The sequence below is a fragment of the Pseudomonas lurida genome (assembly GCF_002563895.1).
GTDB classification, from domain to species: Bacteria; Pseudomonadota; Gammaproteobacteria; order Pseudomonadales; family Pseudomonadaceae; genus Aquipseudomonas; species Aquipseudomonas lurida.
Genome location: NZ_PDJB01000001.1, coordinates 5,382,107 through 5,408,008, shown reverse-complemented (window position 1 = coordinate 5,408,008; position 25,902 = coordinate 5,382,107). Strand labels below are relative to the sequence as shown.

At 56.4% G+C, this 25,902-nt stretch carries 21 protein-coding genes and 1 other RNA gene; 10 read left to right on the top strand and 12 right to left on the bottom strand.

Annotation, left to right across the window (positions count from 1 at the left end):
* Window position 1: 1 nt before the first annotated feature.
* Together ATH90_RS24615 and ATH90_RS24610 are read right to left on the bottom strand one after the other, a co-directional pair.
* Entirely contained in the window at window positions 2-385 is a 384-nt protein-coding gene (locus ATH90_RS24615; RefSeq protein ID WP_098467392.1) for a nucleotide pyrophosphohydrolase, read from the bottom strand.
* Between the two features lie 523 nt (window positions 386-908).
* On the bottom strand, window positions 909-2,351 hold the full coding sequence (locus tag ATH90_RS24610; RefSeq protein ID WP_098467391.1) for a hypothetical protein: 1,443 nt from the start codon (window positions 2,349-2,351) through the stop codon (window positions 909-911).
* Between the two features lie 627 nt (window positions 2,352-2,978).
* Here ATH90_RS24610 and ATH90_RS24605 point away from each other — a divergent pair.
* Window positions 2,979-5,105: an AAA family ATPase gene (locus ATH90_RS24605; RefSeq protein WP_098467390.1), complete on the top strand. Its 2,127-nt coding sequence runs from the start codon at window positions 2,979-2,981 to the stop codon at window positions 5,103-5,105.
* Entirely contained in the window at window positions 5,102-6,076 is a 975-nt protein-coding gene (locus tag ATH90_RS29265; protein ID WP_141537518.1) for an HNH endonuclease family protein, read from the top strand. Before ATH90_RS24605 ends, ATH90_RS29265 begins: the two co-directional genes overlap by 4 nt.
* A gap of 234 nt (window positions 6,077-6,310) precedes the next feature.
* Here ATH90_RS29265 and ATH90_RS24595 read toward each other — a convergent pair whose 3' ends face one another.
* The 7 genes from ATH90_RS24595 to ATH90_RS24560 form a co-directional block, all read right to left on the bottom strand.
* Window positions 6,311-6,604: a hypothetical protein gene (locus ATH90_RS24595; protein ID WP_098467388.1), complete on the bottom strand. Its 294-nt coding sequence runs from the start codon at window positions 6,602-6,604 to the stop codon at window positions 6,311-6,313.
* Window positions 6,601-7,581 carry a site-specific integrase gene (locus ATH90_RS24590; protein ID WP_098467720.1) on the bottom strand — a complete coding sequence of 327 codons (981 nt, stop codon included), beginning with the start codon at window positions 7,579-7,581 and terminating at the stop codon, window positions 6,601-6,603. The genes ATH90_RS24595 and ATH90_RS24590 overlap by 4 nt, the downstream gene beginning before the upstream one ends.
* Window positions 7,582-8,531: 950 nt before the next feature.
* Entirely contained in the window at window positions 8,532-9,788 is a 1,257-nt protein-coding gene (locus ATH90_RS24580; RefSeq protein ID WP_098467387.1) for an integrase domain-containing protein, read from the bottom strand.
* Window positions 9,789-9,975: 187 nt separating this feature from the next.
* Window positions 9,976-10,372, bottom strand: a transfer-messenger RNA (tmRNA) gene (ssrA, locus tag ATH90_RS24575).
* Between the two features lie 104 nt (window positions 10,373-10,476).
* On the bottom strand, window positions 10,477-10,755 hold the full coding sequence (locus tag ATH90_RS24570; protein ID WP_034107093.1) for a hypothetical protein: 279 nt from the start codon (window positions 10,753-10,755) through the stop codon (window positions 10,477-10,479).
* A 150-nt stretch (window positions 10,756-10,905) separates the two neighbouring features.
* Window positions 10,906-13,716 carry an FAD-binding and (Fe-S)-binding domain-containing protein gene (locus tag ATH90_RS24565; protein ID WP_098467386.1) on the bottom strand — a complete coding sequence of 937 codons (2,811 nt, stop codon included), beginning with the start codon at window positions 13,714-13,716 and terminating at the stop codon, window positions 10,906-10,908.
* Window positions 13,717-13,785: 69 nt separating this feature from the next.
* Window positions 13,786-15,480: a lactate permease LctP family transporter gene (locus ATH90_RS24560; protein ID WP_069078291.1), complete on the bottom strand. Its 1,695-nt coding sequence runs from the start codon at window positions 15,478-15,480 to the stop codon at window positions 13,786-13,788.
* Window positions 15,481-15,731: 251 nt separating this feature from the next.
* Here ATH90_RS24560 and ATH90_RS24555 point away from each other — a divergent pair, with 251 nt between their 5' ends.
* Entirely contained in the window at window positions 15,732-16,499 is a 768-nt protein-coding gene (locus ATH90_RS24555; RefSeq protein ID WP_034107087.1) for a GntR family transcriptional regulator, read from the top strand.
* A gap of 35 nt (window positions 16,500-16,534) precedes the next feature.
* Here the strand turns inward: ATH90_RS24555 and smpB are convergent, their stop codons facing one another.
* On the bottom strand, window positions 16,535-17,017 hold the full coding sequence (smpB, locus tag ATH90_RS24550) for an SsrA-binding protein SmpB (protein ID WP_025857098.1): 483 nt from the start codon (window positions 17,015-17,017) through the stop codon (window positions 16,535-16,537).
* Between the two features lie 168 nt (window positions 17,018-17,185).
* Here smpB and ATH90_RS24545 point away from each other — a divergent pair, with 168 nt between their 5' ends.
* Both ATH90_RS24545 and ATH90_RS24540 read left to right on the top strand, forming a co-directional pair.
* Window positions 17,186-17,620 carry a type II toxin-antitoxin system RatA family toxin gene (locus ATH90_RS24545; protein WP_025857099.1) on the top strand — a complete coding sequence of 145 codons (435 nt, stop codon included), beginning with the start codon at window positions 17,186-17,188 and terminating at the stop codon, window positions 17,618-17,620.
* Entirely contained in the window at window positions 17,613-17,915 is a 303-nt protein-coding gene (locus ATH90_RS24540) for an RnfH family protein (protein WP_098467385.1), read from the top strand. The genes ATH90_RS24545 and ATH90_RS24540 overlap by 8 nt, the downstream gene beginning before the upstream one ends.
* Before the next feature lie 63 nt (window positions 17,916-17,978).
* Here the strand turns inward: ATH90_RS24540 and ATH90_RS24535 are convergent, their stop codons facing one another.
* The gene (locus ATH90_RS24535; protein ID WP_098467384.1) at window positions 17,979-18,506 is read right to left on the bottom strand and encodes an outer membrane protein assembly factor BamE; all 528 of its coding nucleotides are present in this window, start codon (window positions 18,504-18,506) and stop codon (window positions 17,979-17,981) included.
* Window positions 18,507-18,604: 98 nt separating this feature from the next.
* Here ATH90_RS24535 and fur point away from each other — a divergent pair, with 98 nt between their 5' ends.
* Window positions 18,605-19,009 (top strand): ferric iron uptake transcriptional regulator, encoded by a 405-nt coding sequence (gene fur / locus ATH90_RS24530; protein WP_003194220.1) that lies wholly within the window; start codon window positions 18,605-18,607, stop codon window positions 19,007-19,009.
* An 85-nt stretch (window positions 19,010-19,094) separates the two neighbouring features.
* On the opposite strand, the gene recN is transcribed toward fur, so the two are convergent.
* The gene (recN, locus tag ATH90_RS24525) at window positions 19,095-20,768 is read right to left on the bottom strand and encodes a DNA repair protein RecN (protein ID WP_034107082.1); all 1,674 of its coding nucleotides are present in this window, start codon (window positions 20,766-20,768) and stop codon (window positions 19,095-19,097) included.
* Window positions 20,769-21,022: 254 nt separating this feature from the next.
* Here recN and grpE point away from each other — a divergent pair, with 254 nt between their 5' ends.
* From grpE to dapB, 4 genes are all read left to right on the top strand, one after another.
* The gene (gene grpE / locus ATH90_RS24520; RefSeq protein ID WP_025857103.1) at window positions 21,023-21,583 is read left to right on the top strand and encodes a nucleotide exchange factor GrpE; all 561 of its coding nucleotides are present in this window, start codon (window positions 21,023-21,025) and stop codon (window positions 21,581-21,583) included.
* A gap of 102 nt (window positions 21,584-21,685) precedes the next feature.
* Window positions 21,686-23,602 (top strand): molecular chaperone DnaK, encoded by a 1,917-nt coding sequence (gene dnaK / locus ATH90_RS24515; RefSeq protein ID WP_025857104.1) that lies wholly within the window; start codon window positions 21,686-21,688, stop codon window positions 23,600-23,602.
* Between the two features lie 316 nt (window positions 23,603-23,918).
* Window positions 23,919-25,043, top strand: coding sequence for a molecular chaperone DnaJ (gene dnaJ, locus ATH90_RS24510; RefSeq protein WP_015885930.1), 1,125 nt, complete (start codon window positions 23,919-23,921; stop codon window positions 25,041-25,043).
* A gap of 10 nt (window positions 25,044-25,053) precedes the next feature.
* Window positions 25,054-25,860 carry a 4-hydroxy-tetrahydrodipicolinate reductase gene (gene dapB, locus ATH90_RS24505; RefSeq protein ID WP_069078289.1) on the top strand — a complete coding sequence of 269 codons (807 nt, stop codon included), beginning with the start codon at window positions 25,054-25,056 and terminating at the stop codon, window positions 25,858-25,860.
* Window positions 25,861-25,902: the final 42 nt, after the last annotated feature.

Sequence of the window (25,902 nt, the reverse complement as noted above, 5' to 3'; positions counted from 1 at the left end):
TTCAGAGTCGGTCGTACTTTTTGCTGCTGCTTTTGGCTTTATCCACGGGGTACTTCTGGCCGTTCGAGGCGAGTTTCCGTGTCACCGCCTCGTTGAGGTCGATGCCGAGCACGCTGCTCAGGCGAACCAGGTACATCAGTACGTCCGCCAATTCGTCTTTTACGGCTAGGCCGATTTCGGGATCTTTAGCTACGGAGAGCGAATCGGCATCGCTCATCCATTGGAAAATCTCGCACAGCTCTCCTACCTCGCCAGTGAGCGCCAGGATGAGATTTTTTGGGGAGTGGAACTGCTGCCAGTCGCGATCATCTGCGAAACGCTGAGGGGATGCGGCAAGCTTCACTACGTCAACCAGTGGCGCGGATGAGCTGTCTGAGTCACTCACGGGGCTATCTCTTGAGTATCGGGGGGCAAAAAAATGTGTAGGAAGTCTGGCGTAAGATTGTAAGAGTTTTCGCCGCTTGCGCAGCTTTTTTGTGTTTTTTCTCACACGCTCTCTGCTGGCCGCATTACTTGCCAGTATTCGCTAGGTGCTTTGAGCGTGGCTAAGTAGGCCGCGACGACCCCCATGCCCACCGACTAGCGGCCTTTTCTCCCTCTGTTCGTTAGTTTGCAGAATGGGCCGTTTCTGGCTAGCAGGTGATGGCAATCGGCACCAGGCGAACGGATGTTGGCCGTGACGTAAATTATTGCTGGGGCTGGACACTTCCTCTCCGAACTGGTCAGCGGCAACAGCCCTGAGAGGGCCTCCGGCAAGAGGTCCACCTTTGCTCTTCTTCGACGGGAAGCGCGTCGGCGGAGGAGGTGAGGACCTTTTCAGCTGATTTTTTAGCGACTAGAGTAATGGACTTAAGGTGGCAACAATCGGAACACCACACCCCAATTGTTGCCGCTACTAATTTTTTCTGTCAGGACATAATAATTGTATTTTTTATTTCGTTAAGCACCTCTTCTAGTGGGGTTTTATGTTCGAGCTTTAGCTTCTCAAGTGCTGATATTAGGTCTGCGTCAGTTAATGGTATAATTAAGCCGTGGCCATTTTTAAATGAGTCTCTGCATCTTTCAATGAATAATTCTTTTTTAGATATCTCTCTGCATGTTATGATTCCAAGCATTCCTCGATTAACGGTTAATCGTCCAATCATTTGATCAAGCTCGGGGTTTTGTATGTCCTTTGAGTAGTTCTTGCATTCGATAATTAGATACGGGCAGGGTATCTTGTGAATCATATGGAGTGTATGAAAAAAGCCTTCCTTGGCTGAGTTTTCGAAGTATATATCAATCCTCTTTCTGCCCTGGTTTATCTCGGCTTCGAGTACAGGTGATGAGGCGTTTGGATAAAGTAGCATTTCAAGAATGCCAACTATTGTTTTGTGATAATCTGATGCCGTTGATGGCCCCTGCTTAATCGAGCGTAGTTTCGCAATCAGGTGATCTACTACTGAATTCAAGTTGAGCTCGGGATCAATTGAATCAGATGGGAGAGATCTAACCTGCTGCGCTTGCTGATCTCTGAAGGATTTAAAAACCAGTGGGTGTTTTTCTGTGAAGTCGAATAACCATTCCTTGGTAAAATCTTTTACTACATTTTCTTTTAGACTCTTTTTTGAAATATAAGGAGTTCCATCCTTGCGATGCTCGACCCATATGCTACCTGTTCTTATGTGCTCATGTTGGAGATACTCAAGTACATGTTTATTATAGTAATTCTCAGGGGCATAAGCCTTGCTATAAGAAACGATTCCTTTCGGGGTGAGAAGGATCTTTTTCCCTTCAACAAGCAGTGTGTCTTCGTGAGTAAATATCCACTTTTTTCGGGGTACATCCCATATAGGTCCGGCGGAAACACCAGCTGTTAATTTTATTTTATGTAGTTTGCATTGGGCCTGCGTATAGGTAATGAGGCTGCCTCGTATGAGGTTGGTAGTCATATCTGAAACTTTATCTTTGCCGATTCCTGGAATAAATAGTCTAAAGTCTTCTAGGTCGGTAATTTTTCCGGACTGTATTGCCTTACTTCCCATGATGCTTTCGAAAAGTTTCTTTGCGTCCTCACTACCAATTCCGTTACCCCTAGGTTTCCCTGAAGAAAGCCCGAGGCAGGTCTCATTAGGCTCATGAAGATGTGAGAAGAGTTCAAAAGCATCGTCCTCTTTCCCTTGGCGAACTAGATCTAAGAAATGAGAAAAAAAGGACCTTACTGAACTGGCAGCCTTTATCGACCAGCGATCCGGTCTTAATCCAAGAAGATAAGGGTCCACAAATAATCGCGTGTCAAAATCAGTATCAATATCGACAAAGTCCAGTTCGAATTGAGTTTTGGAGAGTTTGAATCGTTCCGAAAGCTTCATGTTTTTGCCTTTTGCAGTCTAAGCTAGATAAGTAATAAAATTAATGTGCGGAGGTGCCGGAGGGTGATTGTTCTTGGCGTTCACGAAATTTCAGATTCGAAATAAAGGGCTTCAATCCGAGAATAATTATCTGCATCCTTGACCTCTAGGGTTTAGCGAGTTTCTTTGCGCAAGCTGTGAACTTTAGATCAATAGAGGCATTTTGCAATCAGTGGGGCGGACGAGCGCTTGGTAGTGGAGACAGACGGACGGTTGTTGGCCGTGGGGTCCCGGTTTTCGCGGGGCTGGAATTGTGTGGATTTTTTGACGTACCTCATAGGGTATCTATAAACAAATCAGCTAGTTATGGCTTTCGATGGAATCGAATCGGGAGTTTTTCCACAATCTAGCAAAGAAGTTACGCGTGACATGGCGCAATCAGCGCTCTGCGCCAGCAAGGTGGCACCTTGCCACTCAATGCGCCTGCACTATAAGCTCCGGCCCTCATTGACTCTTTTATTGAGCCCAGCAACGACTCCGCTGTGGGCTCGGCAACTGAACGCTTAAAGGGACCTGACGTTGAGACATATCTGGCGAGCCCCAGAGCTACAACCCACCGCACTGCGCAGCGAGTCGCTGGCAAAAGAAATGGATCTGCTACGTGCCCACTTCGAGCTGCCAGATGACGAGCGCTTGAGCCGGCGCCCGAACCTCGATTCTCGCCTCTGGAATCAGCCCAGCGTCAGAATGGCTCTTCTTGAGGTGTTCGAGAACAAATGCGGTTATTGCGAAAGCCCGCTGAGCGTTCAGGATTTCGCTGTTCATCACCACCGACCGTTGATGAATGCAAAAGGACGTTTAAGGTATGAAACTACGACAAGTGCAGACCATTATGTGTGGTATGCGTACGAGTGGAACAACCTGATTCCGGCCTGTCCGGTATGTGCAAGATTCAAAGCAAACCAATACCCTACAACATCAAAGCGTGTACCGCCGTTTACCCCGTGGCACGATGCAGAAATCGAGTCGCCTGTACTAATCGACCCCTGTCGCGACAAGCCATTCGATCATATAGCCTTCAGATTCAATGGCACATGTACTCATAAAACTAGCCGTGGCCGGGAAACGATTGAAACGCTGAAGCTCAATCGTAGTAACCTCATGGTCCACCGGTCTGCATACTTTTCTGACCTCTGGGCGCGCTTGGGCCAATTGCGTGGTAACAAGTACGAGACCATACTCCCTACGCTGGAAGAGTTATTCAATAAACGTCTGCCATTCGTAGGCGCCGCGAAACTTTGGTTGCTCGGAGCACTTCTAGAAACGTCCATCAGAAAATCTCCGCCCATGGAGGGCGAATTTTCCAGCGAGCTGGCGGGATTCATTGCGGAGACCTCCACAGCAGAGTGGCAGGCGTTCATGAATCGCCTCGCCGGGATCACCCCGGCTTTTACCGAGCAAGTCGTTACCGTTCGAAACCCTGAAGCGAACCCAGAAAAGCCCCACTTCTCCCGAATCCGGGTCATTGAAATCGAGCATTTCAAGGGGATTCAAAAGCTAAAAATAAACTTTGGTCACCACGCCACCCAAGAACGCGGCATTGCCCCGGCAACAGTGCTTCTGGGAGAAAACTCAGTAGGTAAGAGCTCGATTCTTCAGGCGATTGCATTGGGTGTGATGAGCCCAAAATTGAGGTCCCGAATAAATTTTGATTGGGAGTCAACCCTGCCCAGAGATACCTTGGCAGAGGGTACAGACGATCAACCTCACGTAGTTCAGTCAAACATTAGAGTCACCTTCGATGACGGCGAAGCTAGCGATATCTGTATTCGTCGGGACGGCTCTTTCTCAAGCCAAAATCTGCGCAGTGGCTTAATTCTTGGCTATGGTGCGCATCGTTCATTTCACGATGAGCAGTCTAGTTCTAGAATCATCAGAAAAACTTCGAGCATTGCTTCCCTGTTCGAAAAAAACAAACCACTACCCCACTCAGCTGCCTGGTTGGAATTACTTGGTGAAAAGGCTTTTTTCCCGGTGGCGCGAGCGCTGCGCGAGATCCTGAATCTCGACACGTACGACGAGATATATCGGCTGGCGTCGGGTGAGGTGCTCGTACGAAGACACAACGAAAGCATCCCGATCTTTCGCTTGAGCGATGGGTATCGCTCGCTATTTGCTATGAGCCTGGACATCATCCGTAACATGCTCCGGACTTGGGAAAATCTTGAAGATGCCCGTGGAATAGTACTGATCGACGAAATCGAATTGCATTTGCACCCCCGATGGAAAATGCAGATCGTTTCTGCATTGCGCCGCGCTATGCCTCAAGTGCAGTTCATCTACACCACCCACGACCCCCTTTGCCTAAGAGGTATGTTCGACGGCGAGGTTCATGTACTTATCAAGGACGATGAAGGCTGCGTCCAGGAAATGACGGGCTTGCCGGACGTCACCGCCATGCGCGCAGAACAACTGCTGACCTCGGAGTATTTCGGTCTGGCTAGCACCGTGGAACCCGAGACCGTACTCAAGCTTGACCGGATCGTGTTGTCCAATTCACGCAGCACTTCGCCTGATGCGCATTTCTCGGAACAGATGAACGCCTTTTCCATTATCGGTGACACGCCTGAAAAGCAGGTGGTCAATGAAGCATTGCGCCGGCACATCATCGAACAGCTTCGTTCAGATACCCTTGATAGGACAGCAGTACGAGAAGATGCCGTAAACCTTATCCTCGAACGCCTGCGGGCTGACTCCAATGGAGTGGATCAGTGATTTCCATAGATCGAAGCACGGTAGCAGAGCCATTATCGCTGGCATCGCCAAACGGCAGAGGGGCTAAGGAAAGGCTACGCGCCATCAAGCATTTCGCAGCACTAGCAACCAAACCCGCAGTGGCCAAGGCAAAAGCCACGAAAAAAAAAGGCAAAATAACAAAAGCTAAAATTCCCGAAAAGTTTAACTTCGCAGCATACCGTTCCAAAGATGTTAAAGAAGCGCTGGACAAACTATTTCATGACAAATGCGCCTACTGTGAATCTAGCTATAGAGCCGTGATGTCCGCTCAGGTTGAACACTTTCGCCCCAAAGGACGCGTTGTCGAAGACTCGAGCCACAAGGGTTACTGGTGGCTAGCCTCAACGTGGACAAATCTGTTACCAAGTTGCAGCCATTGCAATATTTCGGAATATCATGAAATACATAAATTGACTGTCGAACAGCCTTATCAGCAAAAAACACAATCAGGTAAATACAAACTGGGAAAATATGACCATTTCCCAATTGGTGGCCAGCGGGCGGTAGCCGAAGGTGATGACCTCGACCTTGAAGACGCCTACCTTATCGACCCTACCCGCCGGAACCCTAATGATCACTTGGATTGGATTGTTGAGGGTGGACTAAGCCTGATTGCGCCAAATAGGGTGGGAAACGCTTGGGACCCTTATGGACTACATACCTATCAAATTTTTGGCTTGAACCGCAAAAAACTGGTCGAAACACGTACATCATTAATGCTTGAAGTAACGAATCAACTCCTCAAAGCGCGTAATAAGCTGATGGATGCGGCCACCAAAAAGCCAGGTGAACTATTCGATTATCTGTACAACGATGCAATGGATATCTTCAAAGATTTAGACAAACTAAAGGCTCCTTCGATGCCCTACTCTGCTATGGTGAAAAAACTTTTGGACAAAGAGCGCACCGAGATTATGGCAGCGTTCACGGCTCTCGCCAGGCGACCATAAACCCTTGGTCAGAGTGTGTAAAAACCGACTTTCGGTCTACCGCAGGCAAGACAAATCCTACAACGATTGGCGAACACAATTTCGTACAGAGCATAGGGCCGCTACCGTGGGTGGGCGACAGCAGCGACCCGTGCTACCGAATATAGAGTGCCGGGCTACTTGTACCACTCTGCTTTAATTTCCGCGAAGTCCATTTCCTTCCATTCTTTCTTCCATAGTTGCCAATAAGGAATGTCATTGGACGAGGGGCATGAGTGCATGGAGCACCCATGACTTTCCTAGTCGACGAGCGATCAGCCGCACAGTCAGCAAATAGTAGTATCTGGTCCCCTCACTGCTCTGAGCAAGGCGATGTTCTAGGAACCAATCCAGATGCTTTCGCTGCCAGGCCCAAGGTTTCTCTCGCTGCCAACGTTTAGCAATCTCGGCTTGGATATGCTTTGCTTGCCGCAAATGGCGTTGCCGCGTCGCGTGCGATCCGGTCAGCACGCCAGCCAAGAACAACTCCATATCGAATGGCTTACTCATGACTGCCCTCCAATGTACGCGGAGACTACGGCGATCCGACCGTGCCCCAGCTCATAGCTGATTTGTCTCCGGGCCTGACGATCAAGATTCCTATCTACCTGGCAACATTGGCCGCCGTTGATAGGCGCGTGATGTTGGGTGATTTGCTCATAGCGCTCACATGCGTACGCCGCTCGTAGCTCATGGAAGCCTTTGAGGATGTGTGCATGCAGGATGTCCCGCGCAGGGCGGATGATTTCTTGCAGAAAATTCAGGTAGCTTTCGTGTGGCGCAAGCAGGTTGCGGCTACCCGCAGGCGACACTTGCCGTGCAAACCCAAGTGCACCTCGAACATAGCCATCCACCGCAATCCAACGTGGAGCCGAGGCACCGGCGCGGCCGCCTTTGGTGCCATCCTGAATGTTAATCCTGCCTAAATCCTTAGCCTCACGGCTTAGCCGTGGCAGGTCAGCCAGGATAGCCTCACGCAAGCGCATGCCGGTGGCTCGCGCCAACAGAACGATCGCTGCCGCTCGTAGCTGATGACAGCTGCAAAGCGCATCGACGATCTGCTTAACCTGTTCGCGGTCTTGGCCTTGCGGCACTGATTGTCGAACCCCGGTGCGCTGCATACCTAACGCCTTGCTCGGGCTGGGCAACTTCACGCACTGATCACCGCGAAGCGCCGCCATGGTTCTGTTAACGCTGGATATCCGGTTTTGTGCAGTGCTGACGGCGAGCTCACCGCGCCCAACTACGTCGCGCAAATGCGCCGCATAGTCGGCCAACACCTTCAGATCAATCTGCCGCGCATCATTGATACCGGGCCCCAGTTCGGAACGGCACCATTTGACGAATACCTGCCACCGATCACAGTGCGCTTTGACTGTGCCGTAATGGCCGCCGCCGAACATATCTTTCAGCGCCTGCAGTCCTGCATAGCTCAATTGCCTGCCGTAGCCGAAATTGCGGCCATCGCGTCTCCCCACCAATGCCATGTCGGTCACCTCATCGTCCGCTCTCCGATCCTCGCCCCACGTCATCCCGCCAAGAATGTTGAGTGTTATCAGGGATCAAGGCCCCTGCGACCTGTGGGGAGTGTCCACTACGCAGGACTGGCGGCTCCTTACAACCGGGAGCAAGGGCATCTCATGATCTGGCCTCCTGAGCACCGATACCGGTGGACGGGTGGAGGCTGCACTGGCTGACGAGACCAGCGCCTGAAGATCTTGAGCTGGGTGAACTCAGCGATGCGATGACCGGGGCATACCTGACTGTCAGTCAGGTGCAGTCCATTCCGTGGTCTGCGGCACCATCATCTACAGCGCTGTTGCTGGTGACGTCGGCGTTTGTCACGCCAATTGTCACGAGAGGAGTTGCCGCAAAGCCAAGTGCGATGAGGTCTGCAGCAGTGTTTGAAGCGCCCGTCTCTTTCCAGGAGAAAGAGACGGGCGCAGGTTGGCGCAAGATTCGGCCAAGCGGATAGGTTGCTGCAGGGCAGCGAAGTAGGAAGTGTCGTCTGGCGCACGAGGGCCATGATCTGAAGTAGGCATCCATCACCGGGGAGGTGACCGGGCGAGCTGCCGGACGCGAATCGCCTTTTGGGGGGAACCACCGCGGGAGCGGCGTGGCCTTCAAGGTTCGGGCCACCTGGGTTGCTGTCATCGACAGCGCTTGCACGGCCAGTTCTACGCCTGTGGATAAACCCGGTCAAGGTTCGAAATTCAGCGCCACTTTGGACTTGAAGAGCGTTTATCCACCGGTGGAATTCCGTGGTAAATCCTGGACAACGTGGTCGCTTTTTTGCTCTTCAAAGTAAGGTCCATCCAAACAGGGCGGCTTTGCAGCCCTGTTTGGATGGACCCGCGCTTAGAAGCGGATAAGCGAGGCTGCTTGCCCCGAATCTTGAACGTTCAGTTGTTGCTGCAGTTCTTGCGCCTGTACAGCGCTAGCGAATCGGCACCACGTCCTTGTCTCTGATTTGGCCGTACGCTGAGGCGAGCAGGCTGCCGGTGGCGGCTTTCTGGATGTACTCACTCCACCAGGCCATCATCGGGCGCCGGCGCTCGATGTAGTCGGCTCGGTTGTAGGCGCTCCGCACCTCATCCTTGTCGACGTGCGCCAGGGCCACTTCGATGAGCTCAGGATCCCAGCCATGTTCATTCAAGATGGTGCTGGCCATCGAGCGCATGCCGTGGCTGACCAAGCGATCCTGGAAGCCCATGCGTTTCAATGCCATGTTGGCGGTCTGGCTATTGGCGTGGGTGCGTGGATTTCTGTCTGCCGGGAAGACGTATTCGCGATGGCCGCTGTGAGTCTTCAGTGACACTAACAGTGCGACAGCGTGATCACTCAACGGGATGCTGTGAGGGCGGCGCTTTTTCATCCGCTCCGATGGGATAGTCCAGACACGCCTTTCAAAGTCGATGTCAGCCCAGCGAGTAGTCGCCGCCTCGGCGGGACGAGTCATCGTGTGCAACTGCCATTCGATCAGGCAGCGGGTCGTGCGTTTGATGCTGGCGTTCGCGATCTCCAGCATGAGCTCGGGGAGTTCTTCGGGCGGAAGCGCAGCCATATTCTCTTTCTTGGGCTTCTTGAATACTGCCCTAATGCCGGTGAGCGGGTTGGCGAAGATCAGGCCGGAATTTACGCCGTAGGTCATGATCTCGTTTAGCCGCTGGCTAAGACGTTTGACCGTCTCCAGGCTGCCTTTCGCTTCGATTGGACGAAGCAATCCGATCACCATCGGTGCGGTGATTTTAGCGAGTGGTGTAGTCCTCAAGTCCGGGAGCACATGCAGCGTGAGCGACCGCCAAATGTCCTCGGCGTAGGCTGGGGTGACCGAGTCTTTCTTGAGCTCGAACCAGGCGGTGGCCACGTTCTCGAAGGTGTGTTCCGTTTCTGCGCGCTTGGCTTCATTCAACGTATTGCGTTGCACCTTCGGATCGATGCCTTGGGCGAGCAGCTCGCGCGCTTCGACTGCCTTCTTTCGTGCGTTCGCCAGTGACAGTTCGGGGTAGGTCCCGAAACCGATGTTGATGCGCTTTTTGGTCACCGGTTCGCGGTAGTTGAAACTCCACAGCAACGAGCCGTTGCTGCGTACGCGGAGCCGCAAACCGTCACCGTCCGTGAGGACGTAATCCTTGGACGCGGGTTTGACTCCCTTGAGCTGTCGATCGGAGAGGCGGAGGTTTTGAGCAGGCATGAGATTGTCCTCAAGCACTGATTCGGTATTCCAAAGATTAGCACCGGATGAGCTGGAATACCGTCTGGAATACCCGAATGGCTGGAACTCAAAAAATCTCAAAAGACCGCAAAAGCGCTGGAAGCCGCGTATTTACTGAATCGCAGGCACAAAAAAAGACGTCCGTGGACGTCTTTAGATGATGAATTGGTGGAGCCGGGGGGATTTGAACCCCCGTCCGCCAGTACTCCGCTGTCGGTACTACATGCGTAGCCGTTTCTATTAAGTTAACCCTCAGCGACCCGAAGGGCAGGGTGCTTTGGGCGAGTTGTGTAAGTTTTAGCCGCTTCGTCCACAACGTACTGCACGGCGATTCTGTTCTATATGACAATCACTTTGGGTTTACAGACATCCCCTGGTGATTGCTGGACCCGAAGGTACCAGAAGCTCAGGGCTAAGGCTGCTTACGCAGCGAGAGCGAATTCCTGGCCGTAGTTTTCGTCATTGGCAACTATAAGAAGTTGCAACAGTGGATTTACGAGTTCTGTTACCAACTCGGCATGCACCTAAAGTTTCGCGACCGGCGTCGAATCCTAAACGGCCCCGTGCTTGTAACTCGTTGTTTCTTAGTGAGTGACAAGCCTGTGCAGTGTACGCCAAACGGTCACGGAAGGCCAACCCGAAGGTTCGTCTTCCATGACTGAGCCGCCTATTGGCCGCCTTTTTCGCTGTTCTGCAGGTCTTGCAGCGCCTTCGAGGTGATCTCGATGCACTTTTTGTCATCGCCCGCGGCGTGCGCCGCCTTGGCTTGGGAGACGGCAGTGTCTATCTCGCCGCTTTTACCGCTGGTGTCAGTGGCGAGCAGCGCTTTACCGTTGTTGATTTTGTCCAGATTGATTTTGCACAGATCAGGCTCGCCCGCGGCGAACACAGGGGAGGCCAGCATCGCAGCGGTAACGAACAAGCCAGCAAGAGCGGAACGCTTCATAGGGTATCTCCTTGCGCAAAAGGGCTCGACGCTGCTGGCGTTGAACGGCTGCCAGCGACATCACTGTTGAGCCTCGTTTGTCGAGGCCTATGCAGATGACTACGCTGGTGCGCCAGGGTTCTGTTTTTTTGCAGGTTCATTTTTGCAGGATCAGTGGGCGCGGGCCTGCGTGACCCGGTCCACCAGGTAGACCAACCCGTGATAGTCAATGCCGCCATGCTGGCTCAGGCCGATCTCGCAGGTGCGGCTGGTGGAGATGCCTTCGCTGCAATATTGCACCGCGTCCTTGAGGGTGCGCAGCGAATGGGCGTTGAGTTCCGGCGTGGTGAAGCCTTTGTCGCCGGCAAAACCGCAGCAGTGAATGCCTTCCGGGATGACCACGGTGTTGGAACAGCGTCGGGCCAGGTCGATCAGCGCCTGACTTTCGCCCAAGTGCTGGGTGCTGCAGGTGACATGCACGGCAATCGGCGCGTCCTGGGGCGTGAAGTCCAGGCGGTCCATCAGGTGCGTGCGGATAAAACGCACAGGGTCGTAAAGGTCCAGGCGCGTGTCACCCAGGTCCTGAACCAGGCGCAGGGTACAGGGGCTGGTGTCACAGTAGATGGGGTCAAGCCCGCCACGGCTGGCGTGGAGCAGCGCGCCGATCAGTTCCTGGCGCTTGTGCTCGGCCTGTTCGGCATAGCCTTTGGAGGCGAAGGGCTGGCCGCAGCACAGGCTGTCCTGGTTATCGGGGAACACGACTTGGTAACCGGCCTTTTCCAGCAGGCTGCGAGTCTTGTCGTACAGCGACATCTGTTCCTTGTCCCCCGCTGCCGGGCCCATGGCGCGCGAGACGCAGGCGGCGAGGTAGACCACCCGTGGCCGCGCGTCTGTCACGGCCGGGCTGAAGCGGATGGCTTTTTCCGGCTGCGGCATGGCGTTGGTCCACTGCGGAATCTGCCCCTTGGAGAGCCTGGTCACGCTGGCCGACAGCTTCGCCAGGCGAGGCGCGCCGAGCAGCATGCGTGCGCCATTGGCCACATGCAGTGTAAAGCGCGCGCCTTGCAGCGCAGTGGCGAAATGAGTGGCGAGCCATTCGGCTGTTTTCGTACGGTCTGCGTCGCGGCTGCGCAGCTTTTTCACCAGGTCGCCGGTATTGATTCCTACAGGGCAGCGCTGGGCGCAAAGTCCGGTGGCGGCGCAGGTGTCGATGCCCTGGTAGTGATACGCGGCTTCCAGCGCAGTGGTGTCGACACCCGCACGTTTCTTGGCCTGGATGTCGCGCCAGATCACGATGCGTTGGCGCGGACTCAAGGTCAGGCCTTTCGACGGGCACACCGGCTCGCAGAAGCCGCATTCGATGCACTTATCCACAAGCTCGTCGGCGGCGGGCAACGGTTTGAGGTGCTTGAGATGGATTTGCGGGTCTTCGCTGAGCACCACGTCCGGGTTGAGAATGCCGTTGGGGTCGAGCAGGCGCTTGAGTTGCCACATCAATTGATAGGCGTCGGTGCCCCATTCCAGCTCCACGAACGGCGCCATATTGCGCCCGGTGCCGTGTTCGGCTTTCAACGACCCACCAAACTCCACCGCCACCAATTGCGCCACGTCGTCCATGAACGCCTGGTAGCGTGTGACTTCTTGCGCGCTGTTGAAACCTTGGGTGAACACGAAGTGCAGATTGCCTTCCAGCGCGTGCCCGAACAGTATCGCTTCGTCGTAGTGATGTTTGTCGAACAGTTCGATCAAGCGGTTGACGCCGATGGCCAGTTGCTCGACCGGGAAGGTCACGTCCTCGATGATCACTGTCGTGCCGGTCTTGCGCACAGCGCCGACGGCGGGGAAGGTGTCTTTGCGGATCGCCCACAGGCGGGCGTTTTCCACGGGGTCCTCGGTGAAATCGACTTGTTTTTCAACCGGAAATCGAGCCAGGGAAGCCATGATCAAGGCCAGTTGCTCGTGCAACAAGGACGACGACGCCGCACGGGATTCGATCAACAGGGCGCAGGCATTTTCCGATAGTTGCTGAACGAAAGCGGGCATGCCCGGCTTGTCCTGTACCGAGCGCATGCTGCGACGGTCCAGCAGCTCGACCGCCGAGACGGGTTGGGTCTTGAGGACGGTCACCGCATTGCAGCAGGTCTCTACATCCGGAAACACAATCAGCGCCGACGCTTTGTTAGGGTGGTCGATCACGGTGTCATAGGTGACCGCGCTGATAAACCCAAGGGTGCCCTCGGAGCCCACCAGCAGGTGGCTGAGGATATCCAGCGGGTCGTCGAAATCCACCAGGGCATTGAGTGACAGCCCAGTGGTATTTTTCAGACGGTACTTGTGGCGGATTTTTGCCGCCAGTTCAGCATTTGCCCGGGTCTCGCGACCCATTGTCGCCAGACGCTCAAGCAGCGCCCCGTGCTGTTCACGAAACGCCATCACGCTGGCTGCGTCTTCGGTATCCAGGCGGCTGCCGTCAGCCAACACCAGGCGAATCCCGGCCAGGGTGTGATAGGTGTTCTGCGCCGTGCCGCAACACATGCCGCTGGCATTGTTGGCGACGATACCCCCGATCTTGCAGGCGTTGATCGATGCCGGGTCCGGCCCGATCTTGCGCCCGAACGGCGCCAGCCACGCATTGGCCTGGGCACCGATGACGCCGGGTTGCAGGCGGATCTGCGTGCCTTGCCCGCGAATCTCGCGGCCGTTCCAGTTGTCGCCCAGCACGATCAGCACCGAGTCGCTGATGGCTTGCCCGGACAGGCTGGTGCCGGCGGCGCGGAAGGTTACCGGTACATGGTCACGTTGAGCCAGTTGCAGCAATGCAACGACTTCGTCTTCCGACTCTACGCGGACTACCAGCTGTGGGATCAGTCGGTAAAAACTGGCGTCGGTGCCGAAGGCCAGGGTGGAAAGCGGGTCGTCGAAACGCCGGTCTTTCGGGATCAGGTGTGCGACGTCGCTTAGAAAGGCAGCAGGCAGGCTCATCGGTCCTCCAGAAATAGCTGACGCCGGAATCGTGTCCGGCGTCGATTCTTACCCTAGTGCGTGCAGGTCTCAGTGCACCAGCATACCGGTGAACCAGTAGGCCTGGGCCAGGGTGATCAGCCCCACGATGGTGGCAAAGAACAGGCTGTGCTTGAGGGTAAAGCGGAACAGGTCGGACTCCTTGCCCACCAGGCCTGTTGCGGCACAGGCCACCGCAATCGATTGTGGCGAGATCATTTTGCCGGTAACGCCACCGCTGGTATTCGCAGCGACCAGTAGGGTGTCGTTGACGCCGATCTGATGCGCGGTGGTGGCTTGCAGCGAACTGAACAGGGCATTGGACGAGGTATCAGAGCCTGTCAGGAAAACCCCCAGCCAACCCAGGAAAGGCGAGAAGAACGGGAAGGCTGCACCGGTCCCGGCCAATACCAACGCCATGGTCGAAGACATGCCGGAGTAGTTGGTGACGAATGCGAAGGCCAGCACCATGCCGATGGACAGGATCGGCCAGCGGAGTTCGTAAAAGGTCTCTTTTAAAGTGGTAAGACCAGTTTTGACATCGATCTTGAGTACCAGCATCGAAATCAGCGCAGAGAAGAAAATGGCCGTGCCGGTAGCTGAAATTGGGTCCAGCTTGAACACCGCAGGTATCGCCGTTGGGTTGGTCACGATGGGGGCGACTTTGATCACCAGTTGGTCAAGGTGTGGGATCGCAAAGTTGAACACCCAGCTGTACATCGAACCACCGGCGGCGAACATTGCCTTGAATGGCTTGAGGGTCCAGATAGTGACCAGCACGGTGAGAATCAGGAACGGCGACCAGGCCTTGAAGATCTGCACCAGGCTGTAGGGTGAGACAATCGTGTTGCGTGGCAGGCCGAAACCGCCTGCACTGGCGGTGACTGCCGCGCTGGAAGTCGCGCCGGCAATCTGTGCACCTGCGGTGCGCTTGGGTTGCCACACTTTCAGGAACAGGGTCAGGGATATCAGGCTGGCGAGTGCCGACGTGATGTCCGGCAGTTCCGGGCCGATGAAGTTGGACGTGAAGTACTGGGTGATAGCAAAGCTCAGGCCTGCCACCAGCGCAGCCGGCCAGGTTTCACGCACGCCGCGCAGGCCGTCCATCATGAACACCAGCCAGAACGGCACGAACAGCGACAGCAGGGGGAGCTGGCGACCGGTCATGGCGCCGATCTTGAACGCGTCGATGCCGGTCACCTGGCCTGCCACGATGATCGGGATACCCAGCGCACCAAAGGCCACGGGGGCAGTGTTGGCAATCAGGCACAGGCCGGCGGCGTAAAGGGGGTTGAAGCCCAGGCCGACCAACAGTGCAGCAGTAATCGCTACCGGTGCGCCGAAACCGGCCGCACCTTCCAGGAAGGCGCCGAAGCAGAAGCCGATCAGCAGCACTTGCAGGCGCTGGTCGTCGGTAATCGACAGCACCGAGCTGCGAATGATCTCGAACTGGCCGCTTTTGACGGTGAGTTTGTAGAGGAATACCGCGGCGACAATGATCCACGCGATCGGCCACAAACCGTAGGCAAAGCCATAGCCGGCAGCGGCCAGTGCCATGTCTACCGGCATCTGGAACGCGAAGATCGCCACCAGGATCGACAACCCCAGGGTGATGCTACCCGCCACATGGCCTTTGAGGCGGAATACGGCCAGGGCCAGGAAGAAGAATACGATCGGAATGACGGCCGCCAGTGCGGACAGGCCGAGGCTGCCGAGCGGGCTGTAGAGCTGTTGCCAGGTTTGCATATGGGGTGGCCCCTGATTGTTGTTGTTTGGTCAGCTTGGATAATTGGTAATACCAATTTACAATCGCTGTTGGCTAGAGTAAAAGCCTTGGCAGGGGTGTGTCAATTTGCCGCTCGAGAAACTTTAGTCTCAGGTCGGCTGCCAGCGCGTGCTGATCGGCTGAAACGAGGGCGTTCTGATAGGTGCTGCATTCGCTGCGATAGGCCAGAATAGAGGCCCCGGCGAGTGGTCGGGATGGTGGAGAGTGAGTTATGGGGTTTGATCAGGTGCGTCAGCGCCGTTTGTCTGACGATATCGTCGAGCAGCTTGAGGGCATGATCCTCGAGGGCACGCTGAAGTCGGGCGAACGTTTGCCGGCCGAGCGCGCTTTGGCTGAGCAGTTTGGTGTGTCGCGACCTTCTTTGCGTGAGGCGATCCAGAAGTTGGCGGCCAAAGGTTTGCTCGTCAGCCGCCAGGGGGGTGGTAACTACGTGGCGGAATCTCTCGGCTCCACGTTCAGTGATCCGCTGCTGCACCTGTTGGAGAACAATCCCGAGGCGCAGCGTGATCTGCTGGAGTTTCGGCAGACCCTTGAAGCGTCTTGTGCCTACTACGCCGCGCTGCGCGCCACCGAGGTCGACCGCGAACGGCTCACGGCGGCGTTCGAAGCGCTACAGGATTGCTACACGCGCTCCGATGAAGTGAGTCGAGCGGAAGAGGGCGCGGCGGATGCGCGGTTTCACTTGGCTATCGCCGAGGCCAGCCACAACGCGGTGTTGTTGCACACCATTCGCGGTCTGTTCGACCTGCTGAAACGCAACGTGGTGACCAACATCGGTGGCATGTACCAGCAGCGCACGGAAACCCGCGACATGCTGATCAGTCAGCACAGGGATTTGTACCTGGCGATTATCGAGGGGCGAGCCGAGCAGGCGCGGGAGGTTTCAACACGCCACCTGCTGTATGTGCAGGAAGTGCTGGAGGAAGTGCGTCAGGAAGTTCAGCGCGTCGCGCGTGCGGAGCGCCGCAAGGGGATGTAGCCGAGGAAGCCTCCGCGGCTACATCGCAGCAAGGGTCAGTCTTCCTTGCCCTTGTTGCGCACGGCACGATGCAGTTCGCGATTGGAGTCGCGCTCGCGCTCGGTGTCACGCTTGTCGTATTCCTTCTTGCCCTTGCCCAAGGCGATCTCGCACTTGACCAGGTGCTTGCTCCAGTACCAGGACAGGCACACGCAGGCATAGCCTTTCTGCTGTACAGCAGCGGCAAGCTTGTCGATTTCACGCGCGTTGAGCAGCAGCTTTCGCGTGCGTACCGGGTCGGCAATCACGTGAGTGCTCGCGGTGGTCAGCGGGGTGATGTGACTGCCGAGCAGCCACGCCTCGCCATCCTTGAGCAGCACATAACTGTCGACCAGTTGCAGCTTGCTGGCACGCAGACTCTTTACTTCCCAGCCGGCCAGGACCAGACCAGCCTCGAACCGATGTTCGATGAAGTAATCGTGTCGCGCCTTTTTATTTTGCGCGATGGTCCCTGTGGGGTGTTTCTTTTGTTTAGCCATAGGGGCGGCATTATAGGGAGTTGCGAGCGTGTCGGCTACGGTCAACCTGCGTGCTTGAGCGTGTTGGACGAATCCCGGACAATGCGGGCAGTTCTCTGGTTTTTTTCTTTCGCGGATCGGGCTGTTCTTTCGCGATGTTTGCCGCTCAGCTGTGGAAATAACGCACACATGACGACGCATATTCAACGTTCAGCGCTGCTGCCCTATCCGGCACAGGCGCTCTATGACCTGGTCAACGACGTGGCGCGTTACCCGGAATTCTTGCCATGGTGCTCAACGGCCGAGGTGCTGGAAAGCGGCGATGAGCACATGGTCGCCAGTGTCGGGGTCGCGAAAGGCGGTCTTAGCCAGCACTTTGTTACGCGCAATGTACTGGTGCCTGGGAAATCCATCGAAATGAATTTGCAGGAGGGGCCGTTTACCCAGTTGCATGGGGTATGGGTGTTCAAGGCGCTGACGGACAAGGCCTGCAAAATCAGCCTGGATCTTTCCTTTGATTACGCCGGGCCTATCGTGCGAGCAACGTTGGGCCCGTTGTTCAACCAGGCCGCCAATACACTGGTGGATGCGTTTTGCCAGCGAGCCAAGCAATTGCATGGTTGAGATTGAAGTGGTGCATGCCGCCGTGGATCGTCAGGTATTGCTGACGGTGGCGGTGCCTGCGGGCGCCAGCTTGCGTGCGGCGGTGCAGGCGTCAGGGATTGCAGCGCAATTTCCCGAGTTGAACCTGGCTGATTGTCCTTTGGGGATATTCGGCAAGGTCGTTCCAGACGCAGACGTGCGTGCCGTGCGGGCGGGGGACCGTATTGAGATCTACCGGCCATTGCTGGCTGACCCGAAAGAGGTGCGCCGACTGCGCGCTGCCAAGGCGGCACTGGCTCGGCAGCAGAATTCATAAGCCAGCCAAAAGGCAGGCAACAAAAAGCCCGGCATGCCGGGCTTTTTGTTGGGCGCCGCAAACTTACTGCGGGCTGGTGTCCAGAGGCTGCGGCGTCGGGACGGGAACAGTTTCCACGCCGTCGACGTCTTTCTGGATCTTGTCGAGCAGTGAGCCAGGCTTGGCCGGAACATCGGACCTCGGCTTTTCACCTTCCTGCGCAGGGGCAGTCACGTTGGTACCGTTATCCTTGCCGAGCAGTGCTTCGTCACGGCTCACGCCGGGCATGAAGTCACCCGACAGGCTGACGAGCTGGTCATTGCCATTGAAAATGACACTGACGCGCTCCTGCTGGCGTTCACCGCCACCTGGTTGCAGGCTGTAGAGATAATCCCAGCGATCGGCATGGAAAGTGTCGGTCAGCAGGGGGTTACCCATGATAAACCGTACTTGCCGTCGGGTCATTCCGGGGCGTAACTGGTCTATCATGTCCTGCGTGACGACATTGCCCTGCTGGATGTCGATTTTGTAAACCCCGGGGAATGAACAACCGGCGAGTGCGAGCAGTCCCACAAAGGTGAAACTGGTTAGCAAGAGCTTGGTGTTTTGCATCGGTGGGCGACTTCCACTATCTTGGCTGGGACAACGTAAACGCCGATCATACCCGTATTAAGAGAAGCTGCGAAGCAGCATCCGCGAGAAAGCTAACCATGGTTGAAAATAGCGAACTACGCAAAGCCGGTCTTAAAGTGACTCTGCCACGAGTCAAGATTCTACAAATGCTCGATTCTGCTGAGCAGCGCCACATGAGTGCCGAGGATGTCTACAAGGCGCTGATGGAGTCTAACGAGGACGTTGGCCTGGCCACGGTTTACCGTGTGCTGACCCAGTTTGAAGCCGCAGGGCTGGTGGTTCGTCATAATTTCGACGGCGGTCATGCCGTGTTCGAATTGGCTGACGGTGGTCATCACGACCACATGGTGGACCTGGATACCAATGAGGTTATCGAGTTCACCAGCCCGGAAATCGAAGCGCTGCAGCACAAGATTGCTGAGGAGCATGGCTTCGATTTGGTTGACCATAATCTGGTCCTGTACATCCGTAAGAAAAAGTAAAAAGCGCTGCGGATTGACTCTGCAAAACGATCGAAGGCGACCTCAGGGTCGCCTTCGTGCTTTCTATAAAGAGAAAATAGTCTGCTCAGGCCTTTGTCGCCACGACCATTTTCTTTGCGTGCGCCAAGGACTCCTTGGTCAGATCAATGCCGCCGAGCATCCGCGCCACCTCTTCCACGCGTTCCGACTTGTTCAGCTTGGACACGGCCGTGTGCGTTGCATCACTGCCGCGGACCTTGTGCACAAACAGGTGCTGATGGCCCTGGGCGGCCACTTGCGGCAAGTGGGTGACTGTCAGTACCTGGCCTCTGTCCCCCAGGCGCCGCAACAGTTGACCTACAATTTCCGCCGTCGGACCGCCAATGCCCACGTCGACCTCGTCGAATACCAATGTGGGCACCCGAGAGGTTTGCGCGGTAATCACCTGGATCGCCAGGCTGATCCGTGACAGCTCGCCGCCGGACGCCACTTTGGCCAGGGCCTTGAGCGGTTGGCCAGGGTTGGCGCTGACCAGTAGTTCAACCTGTTCCAGGCCATGGGGTTGCAGTTCATTGCTGGCGTTGGCGCGTAATTCGATGGTGAAGCGTCCGCCAGGCATGCCCAGGCGCTGGATCTCCAGCTCCACTGCGCTGGCCAGGCTCGTCGCGGCTTGTTGGCGCAGGTCGCTGAGTTCGCGTGCTTTCTCCTGATAGTGGCGGGCGAAGGAGGCGAGCTCATCACCCAGGCGCTCGATGGATTCATCGTTGGCGTTCAGCGTCTCGATTTCATCCAGCAGCTTTTGCTGCATCGTCGCCACTTCAGTGGGCTGGATCCGATGTTTGCGCGCCAGGGTATAGATAGTGTCCAGGCGCTCTTCGATTTCCTGCAGGCGTGCCGGGTCGGCATCGAAGTGATCCAGGAAGCGGTTCAGTTCGCCGACGGCTTCTTCTACCTGGATCTGTGCACTGGTGAGCAAGGTCGTGGCCTCGCTCAGCGAGCCGGAGGCGTTGTTCACGCTGGACAGGCGATTGAGGCTGGCCGTCAGTGCGTTGAGCACATTGCCAGAGTCGCTCTCGCTGCATTGCTCCACCACTTGGCGGCAGATACCCAGCAGGGTTTCGGCGTTGGTGAGGTTCTTGTGTTCCTGCTCAAGCTGCTCCAGTTCGGTCTCCCCCAGGCCCAGGCTTTCCAGCTCTTCGAGTTGGTAGCTGAGTAACTGATGGCGGGCACGTTGCTCGTCACCTGAGTTGGAGAGGCGCTCCAGTTCGTGGCGGGTCTGGCGCCAGCGCTGAGCAGCAAGTTGCACCTGGCGGGCAAGGTCGGTTGCGCCCGCGTATTCGTCGAGCAGGCGGCGGTGGGTGTCGGTTTTCAGCAGGGATTGGTGTTCATGCTGGCTGTGGATGTCGATCAGCAGCTCGCCCAGGGCTTTAAGGTCACCGAGTGGGCAAGGTGTGCCATTGATGTAGCCGCGCGAGCGGCCTTCAGCCGTGATGACTCGGCGCAGGATGCACGGGCCTTCATTATTAAGGTCGCGCTCGGCCAGCCAGGCTTCTGCCTCGGGAATATCCGCCAGGTCGAAGGTGGCCAGGATATCGGCCTTGTCCGCACCGGGGCGTACCACGCCGCTGTCGGCGCGGTCTCCGAGCGTAAGGCCCAGGGCGTCGAGCATGATCGACTTGCCGGCGCCGGTTTCGCCTGTGATTACGCTCATCCCGCGATCGAGTTCGAGATCCAGATGTTCAACGATGGCGTAGTTATGTACGGACAGGTGCACGAGCATGACGGCCGCTCCCAGGCTTTAGGTCTGGTTATTTATACAGTGTTTTGCTCGGGCGTGACAATCCTGGCGCTTAGCTCGATTTGCTTGAGTCGGCGCGTTTCTTAGCGCAATGAGGAATTGATGGGCAGGAATTGATTCTGGTCATGGGAAAGACTTTTGGTAACGCCTGCGCCCTTGAACCTGGAAATTGTGGCCCCATATACCGGAACAGAAGCGCGAGTTGAGTTCGCGCATGATTTTGAAAGGAGAAATCTATGGCTGACGAACAGACGCAGGATACGCAAACTCCAGACGCCAATTCGGCTGTCGGCGATGAGCTGGCAACTCGTGTGCAAGTGCTCGAAGAGCAATTGGCCGCAGCGCAGGACCAGTCTTTGCGTGTTGCCGCCGATCTGCAGAACGTCCGCCGCCGTGCCGAGCAGGATGTAGAGAAGGCTCATAAATTCGCACTGGAAAAGTTCGCCAGTGATTTGCTGCCGATCATCGACAGCCTGGAGCGTGGCCTCGAGTTGTCCAATCCAGATGACGAAAACATCCGCCCGATGCGCGAAGGGATCGAGCTGACCCTGAAAATGTTCCAGGACACCCTGAAGCGTTATCAGCTGGAAGCCATTGATCCAACAGGCGGCGAACCGTTCAACGCTGAGCATCACCAAGCCATGGCCATGCAGGAAAGCCATGACCTGGAGCCCAACAGTGTGTTGAAAGTGTTCCAGAAGGGATATCAGCTCAACGGTCGCTTGCTGCGTCCGGCGATGGTCGTGGTGAGCAAGGCTCCTGCACCCGTTTCGCCTTCTATTGATGAGCAGGCTTGAAATACGCCGCAAGGCCCCCATTTATAAGTCAAGCGTTTAAGTGCTACCGCAGTTAGCCACCACTGCTGCGGCATCCAAATTCAAGTTTCGGGAGAGTAAATCATGGGCAAAATTATCGGTATCGACCTGGGGACCACCAACTCCTGTGTCTCCGTCATGGAAAACGGCAAGGCCAAAGTCATCGAGAACGCCGAAGGCGCGCGTACCACGCCGTCGATCATTGCTTACGCAAATGATGGCGAGATCCTCGTTGGCCAGTCGGCCAAGCGTCAGGCTGTCACCAACCCGCACAACACGCTGTACGCGGTAAAGCGTCTGATCGGTCGTAAGTTCGACGAAGAAGTCGTACAGAAAGACATCAAGATGGTGCCTTACAAAATCGCCAAGGCTGACAACGGTGACGCCTGGGTTGAAGTCAATGGCAACAAGATGTCTGCACCGCAGATTTCGGCTGAAGTCTTGAAGAAGATGAAGAAGACGGCCGAAGATTACCTGGGTGAAACAGTGACCGAGGCGGTGATCACCGTTCCGGCCTACTTCAACGACAGCCAGCGCCAGGCGACCAAAGACGCCGGCCGCATCGCGGGCCTGGACGTAAAACGTATCATCAACGAACCAACCGCAGCTGCTCTGGCCTACGGTATGGACAAGGCCAAGGGCGACCACACTGTGATCGTTTATGACCTGGGTGGCGGTACGTTCGACGTCTCGGTCATCGAGATCGCTGAAGTTGATGGCGAGCACCAGTTTGAAGTGTTGGCCACCAACGGTGACACCTTCCTGGGTGGTGAAGACTTTGACATTCGTCTGATCGACTACCTCGTTGACGAATTCAAGAAAGAAAGCGGCATGAACCTCAAGGGTGACCCGCTGGCCATGCAGCGCCTGAAAGAAGCTGCTGAGAAGGCGAAGATCGAGCTGTCCTCGAGCATGTCGACCGACGTGAACCTGCCGTACATCACTGCAGACGCCACCGGTCCTAAGCACTTGAACGTGAAGATCTCTCGCGCCAAGTTGGAAGCACTGGTTGAAGACCTGGTTCAGCGCACCATCGAACCTTGCCGCATTGCATTGAAAGACGCCGGTATCGACGTCGGTTCCATCAATGACGTGATCCTGGTGGGCGGTCAGACCCGTATGCCACTGGTTCAGCAGAAGGTCACCGAGTTCTTCGGTAAAGAAGCACGTAAAGACGTGAACCCGGACGAAGCAGTTGCCATGGGTGCTGCCATCCAGGGCGCGGTATTGGCCGGTGACGTGAAAGACGTTCTGCTGCTGGACGTCAGCCCGCTGACCCTGGGTATCGAAACCATGGGTGGCGTGATGACTGCGCTGATCGAGAAAAACACCACGATTCCTACCAAGAAATCCCAGGTGTTCTCGACTGCCGATGACAACCAGGGCGCTGTGACCATTCACGTGCTGCAAGGTGAGCGTAAGCAGGCGGCTCAGAACAAGTCCCTGGGCAAGTTCGACCTGGCCGAGATTCCACCAGCACCACGTGGTGTGCCACAGATCGAAGTGACCTTCGACATCGACGCCAACGGCATCCTGCACGTCGGCGCGAAAGACAAGGCGACTGGCAAAGAGCAGAAGATCACCATCAAGGCCAACTCCGGTCTGTCTGATGAAGAAATTCAACAGATGATTCGTGACGCCGAAGCCAACGCCGATGCGGATGCCAAGTTTGCTGAGCTGGCTGGCGCTCGTAACCAGGGTGATGCACTGGTTCACTCGACACGCAAGATGGTCGCTGATGCTGGCGATAAAGTGACTGCTGAAGAGAAGACTGCCATCGAAGCGGCAGTAGTTGCCCTGGAAGCCGCCGTAAAAGGCGACGACAAGGCCGCTATCGAAGCCAAGATCGAAGAGCTGTCGAAAGTCTCTGCTCCAGTCGCGCAGAAAATGTATGCCGAACAAGGCCAGCCAGCTGACGGTGCGGCGCAACAGGCAGAGCCTGAAGCCAAGCACGACGACGTTGTCGATGCCGAGTTCGAAGAAGTAAAAGACCAGAAGTAAGTTGGTCGCCCGGTTGACCGCTATCAAGCGGTGACTGGTAGGATGTCGCCGCGCGGGAGCTTGCTCCCGCGTTGGCGTGTCTGGGGTATGTGAATTTTTACAGCATGCGACAGGGTTCGGATGCTGGCGGTGTGATCGGGAATGCTCCTGCTTTCCGAGCGATAAATACCGCATTTTGGCCGGCTACCTGGCTAAAAGTAGTTATGACCAGGATCGTTGAATTGACGTGAGTTGGGTCCGGGCCTGTATTGGGGCTCAACGAGTTTGGCAGGGCTCAGGAGGGTCTGGCCGAACGTCCTTAAGAGTGCAAAGACTTATGGCAAAGCGTGACTATTACGAAGTATTGGGTGTGGAGCGCGGCTCCAGCGAGGCGGACCTGAAGAAGGCGTACCGTCGCCTGGCGATGAAGCATCACCCGGACCGTAATCCGGATAGCAAAGAATCCGAAGAAATGTTCAAAGAGGCCAACGAGGCCTACGAATGCCTGTCTGATCCCAACAAGCGTGCGGCCTACGACCAGTATGGCCACGCCGGCGTCGACCCGAGCATGGGTGGCGGCGGTGCCGGTTTTGGCGGTCAGAACTTCTCCGATATTTTCGGCGACGTATTCAGCGACTTCTTCGGCGGTGGCCGGGGTGGTCAGCGTGGCGGCGCCCAGCGTGGCAGCGACTTGCGCTACACCCTGGAATTGAACCTGGAAGAAGCCGTGCGCGGCACCAGCGTCAATATCCGCGTGCCGACGCTGGTCAACTGCAAGCCGTGCGACGGCTCGGGTGCCAAGAAAGGCTCTTCGCCGATCACCTGCCCGACGTGCGGCGGTATTGGTCAGGTCCGCATGCAGCAGGGCTTCTTCTCGGTGCAGCAGACCTGCCCGCGTTGCCATGGCCAGGGCAAGATCATTTCCGACCCGTGCGATTCCTGCCACGGCGAAGGCCGCGTGGAAGAGTACAAGACGCTGTCGGTGAAAGTGCCAGCTGGCGTCGATACCGGAGACCGTATTCGCCTCTCGGGCGAAGGCGAGGCGGGTACCCAGGGTGGTCCAACGGGCGACCTGTACGTGGTGATCAATGTGCGCGAGCACTCGATCTTCCAGCGCGACGGCAAGCATCTGTTCTGTGAAGTGCCGATCAGCTTTGTGGATGCGGCGCTGGGTGGCGAGTTGGAGATCCCGACCCTTGATGGTCGCGTCAAGCTCAAGATTCCGGAAGGCACGCAGACCGGCAAGCAGTTCCGTATCCGAGGCAAAGGCGTTGCGCCGGTGCGCGGTGGTGGTGCGGGCGACCTGATGTGCCGCGTGGCGGTGGAAACCCCCGTCAACCTGGGCCGTCGCCAGCGTGAACTGCTTGAGGAATTCCGCAGTTCGCTGGAAGGTGATGACTCCCACTCGCCGAAAACCACGGGCTTTTTCGATGGCGTGAAGCGCTTCTTCGGCGACCTGTAAGGAATTGAGTATGCGACGTATAGCCGTAATGGGCGCTGCCGGGCGCATGGGCAAGACGCTGGTCGAGGCGGTGCAGCAGCGCTCGCCGGCCTCGGGGCTGACCGCGGCGATCGTTCGCCCTGGCAGTACGTTGATCGGTGCGGACGCTGGTGAGTTGGCCTCGTTGGGGCGTATCGGCGTTTCGTTGTCTGGCAACCTGGAGCAGGTGGCTGACGAGTTCGACGTGCTGATCGATTTCACCCTGCCGGAGGTGATGCTGAAAAACCTGGCTTTCTGCCGCAAGGCGGGCAAGGCGATGGTGATCGGCACCACCGGTTTGACGGTTGAGCAGAAGCAGTTGCTGGTGGAGGCGGGCAAGGATATTCCTATCGTCTTCGCGGCCAACTTCAGCGTAGGCGTGAACCTGTCGCTCAAGCTGCTTGATCTGGCGGCGCGGGTGCTGGGGGATGAGGCGGATATCGAAATCATCGAGACCCATCACCGCCACAAGATCGACGCGCCGTCGGGCACCGCGCTGCGCATGGGCGAAGCAATTGCCGATGCGCTGGGTCGAGACTTGTCGAAAGTGGCGGTGTACGGCCGCGAAGGCCACACCGGTGCGCGCGCGCGCGACACCATTGGTTTTGCAACCGTGCGCGGTGGCGATGTGGTGGGTGATCACACCGTGTTGTTCGCCACCGAGGGTGAGCGCCTGGAAATCACGCATAAAGCGTCCAGTCGCATGACGTTTGCCAAGGGGGCGGTACGTGCTGCGCTTTGGCTGGACGGTCGTGCGCCGGGTCTCTACGACATGCGCGATGTGCTGGACCTGCACTAATCAGTAGCTAAAACGAGGGCTCAAGCTTATGCTTGGGCTCCG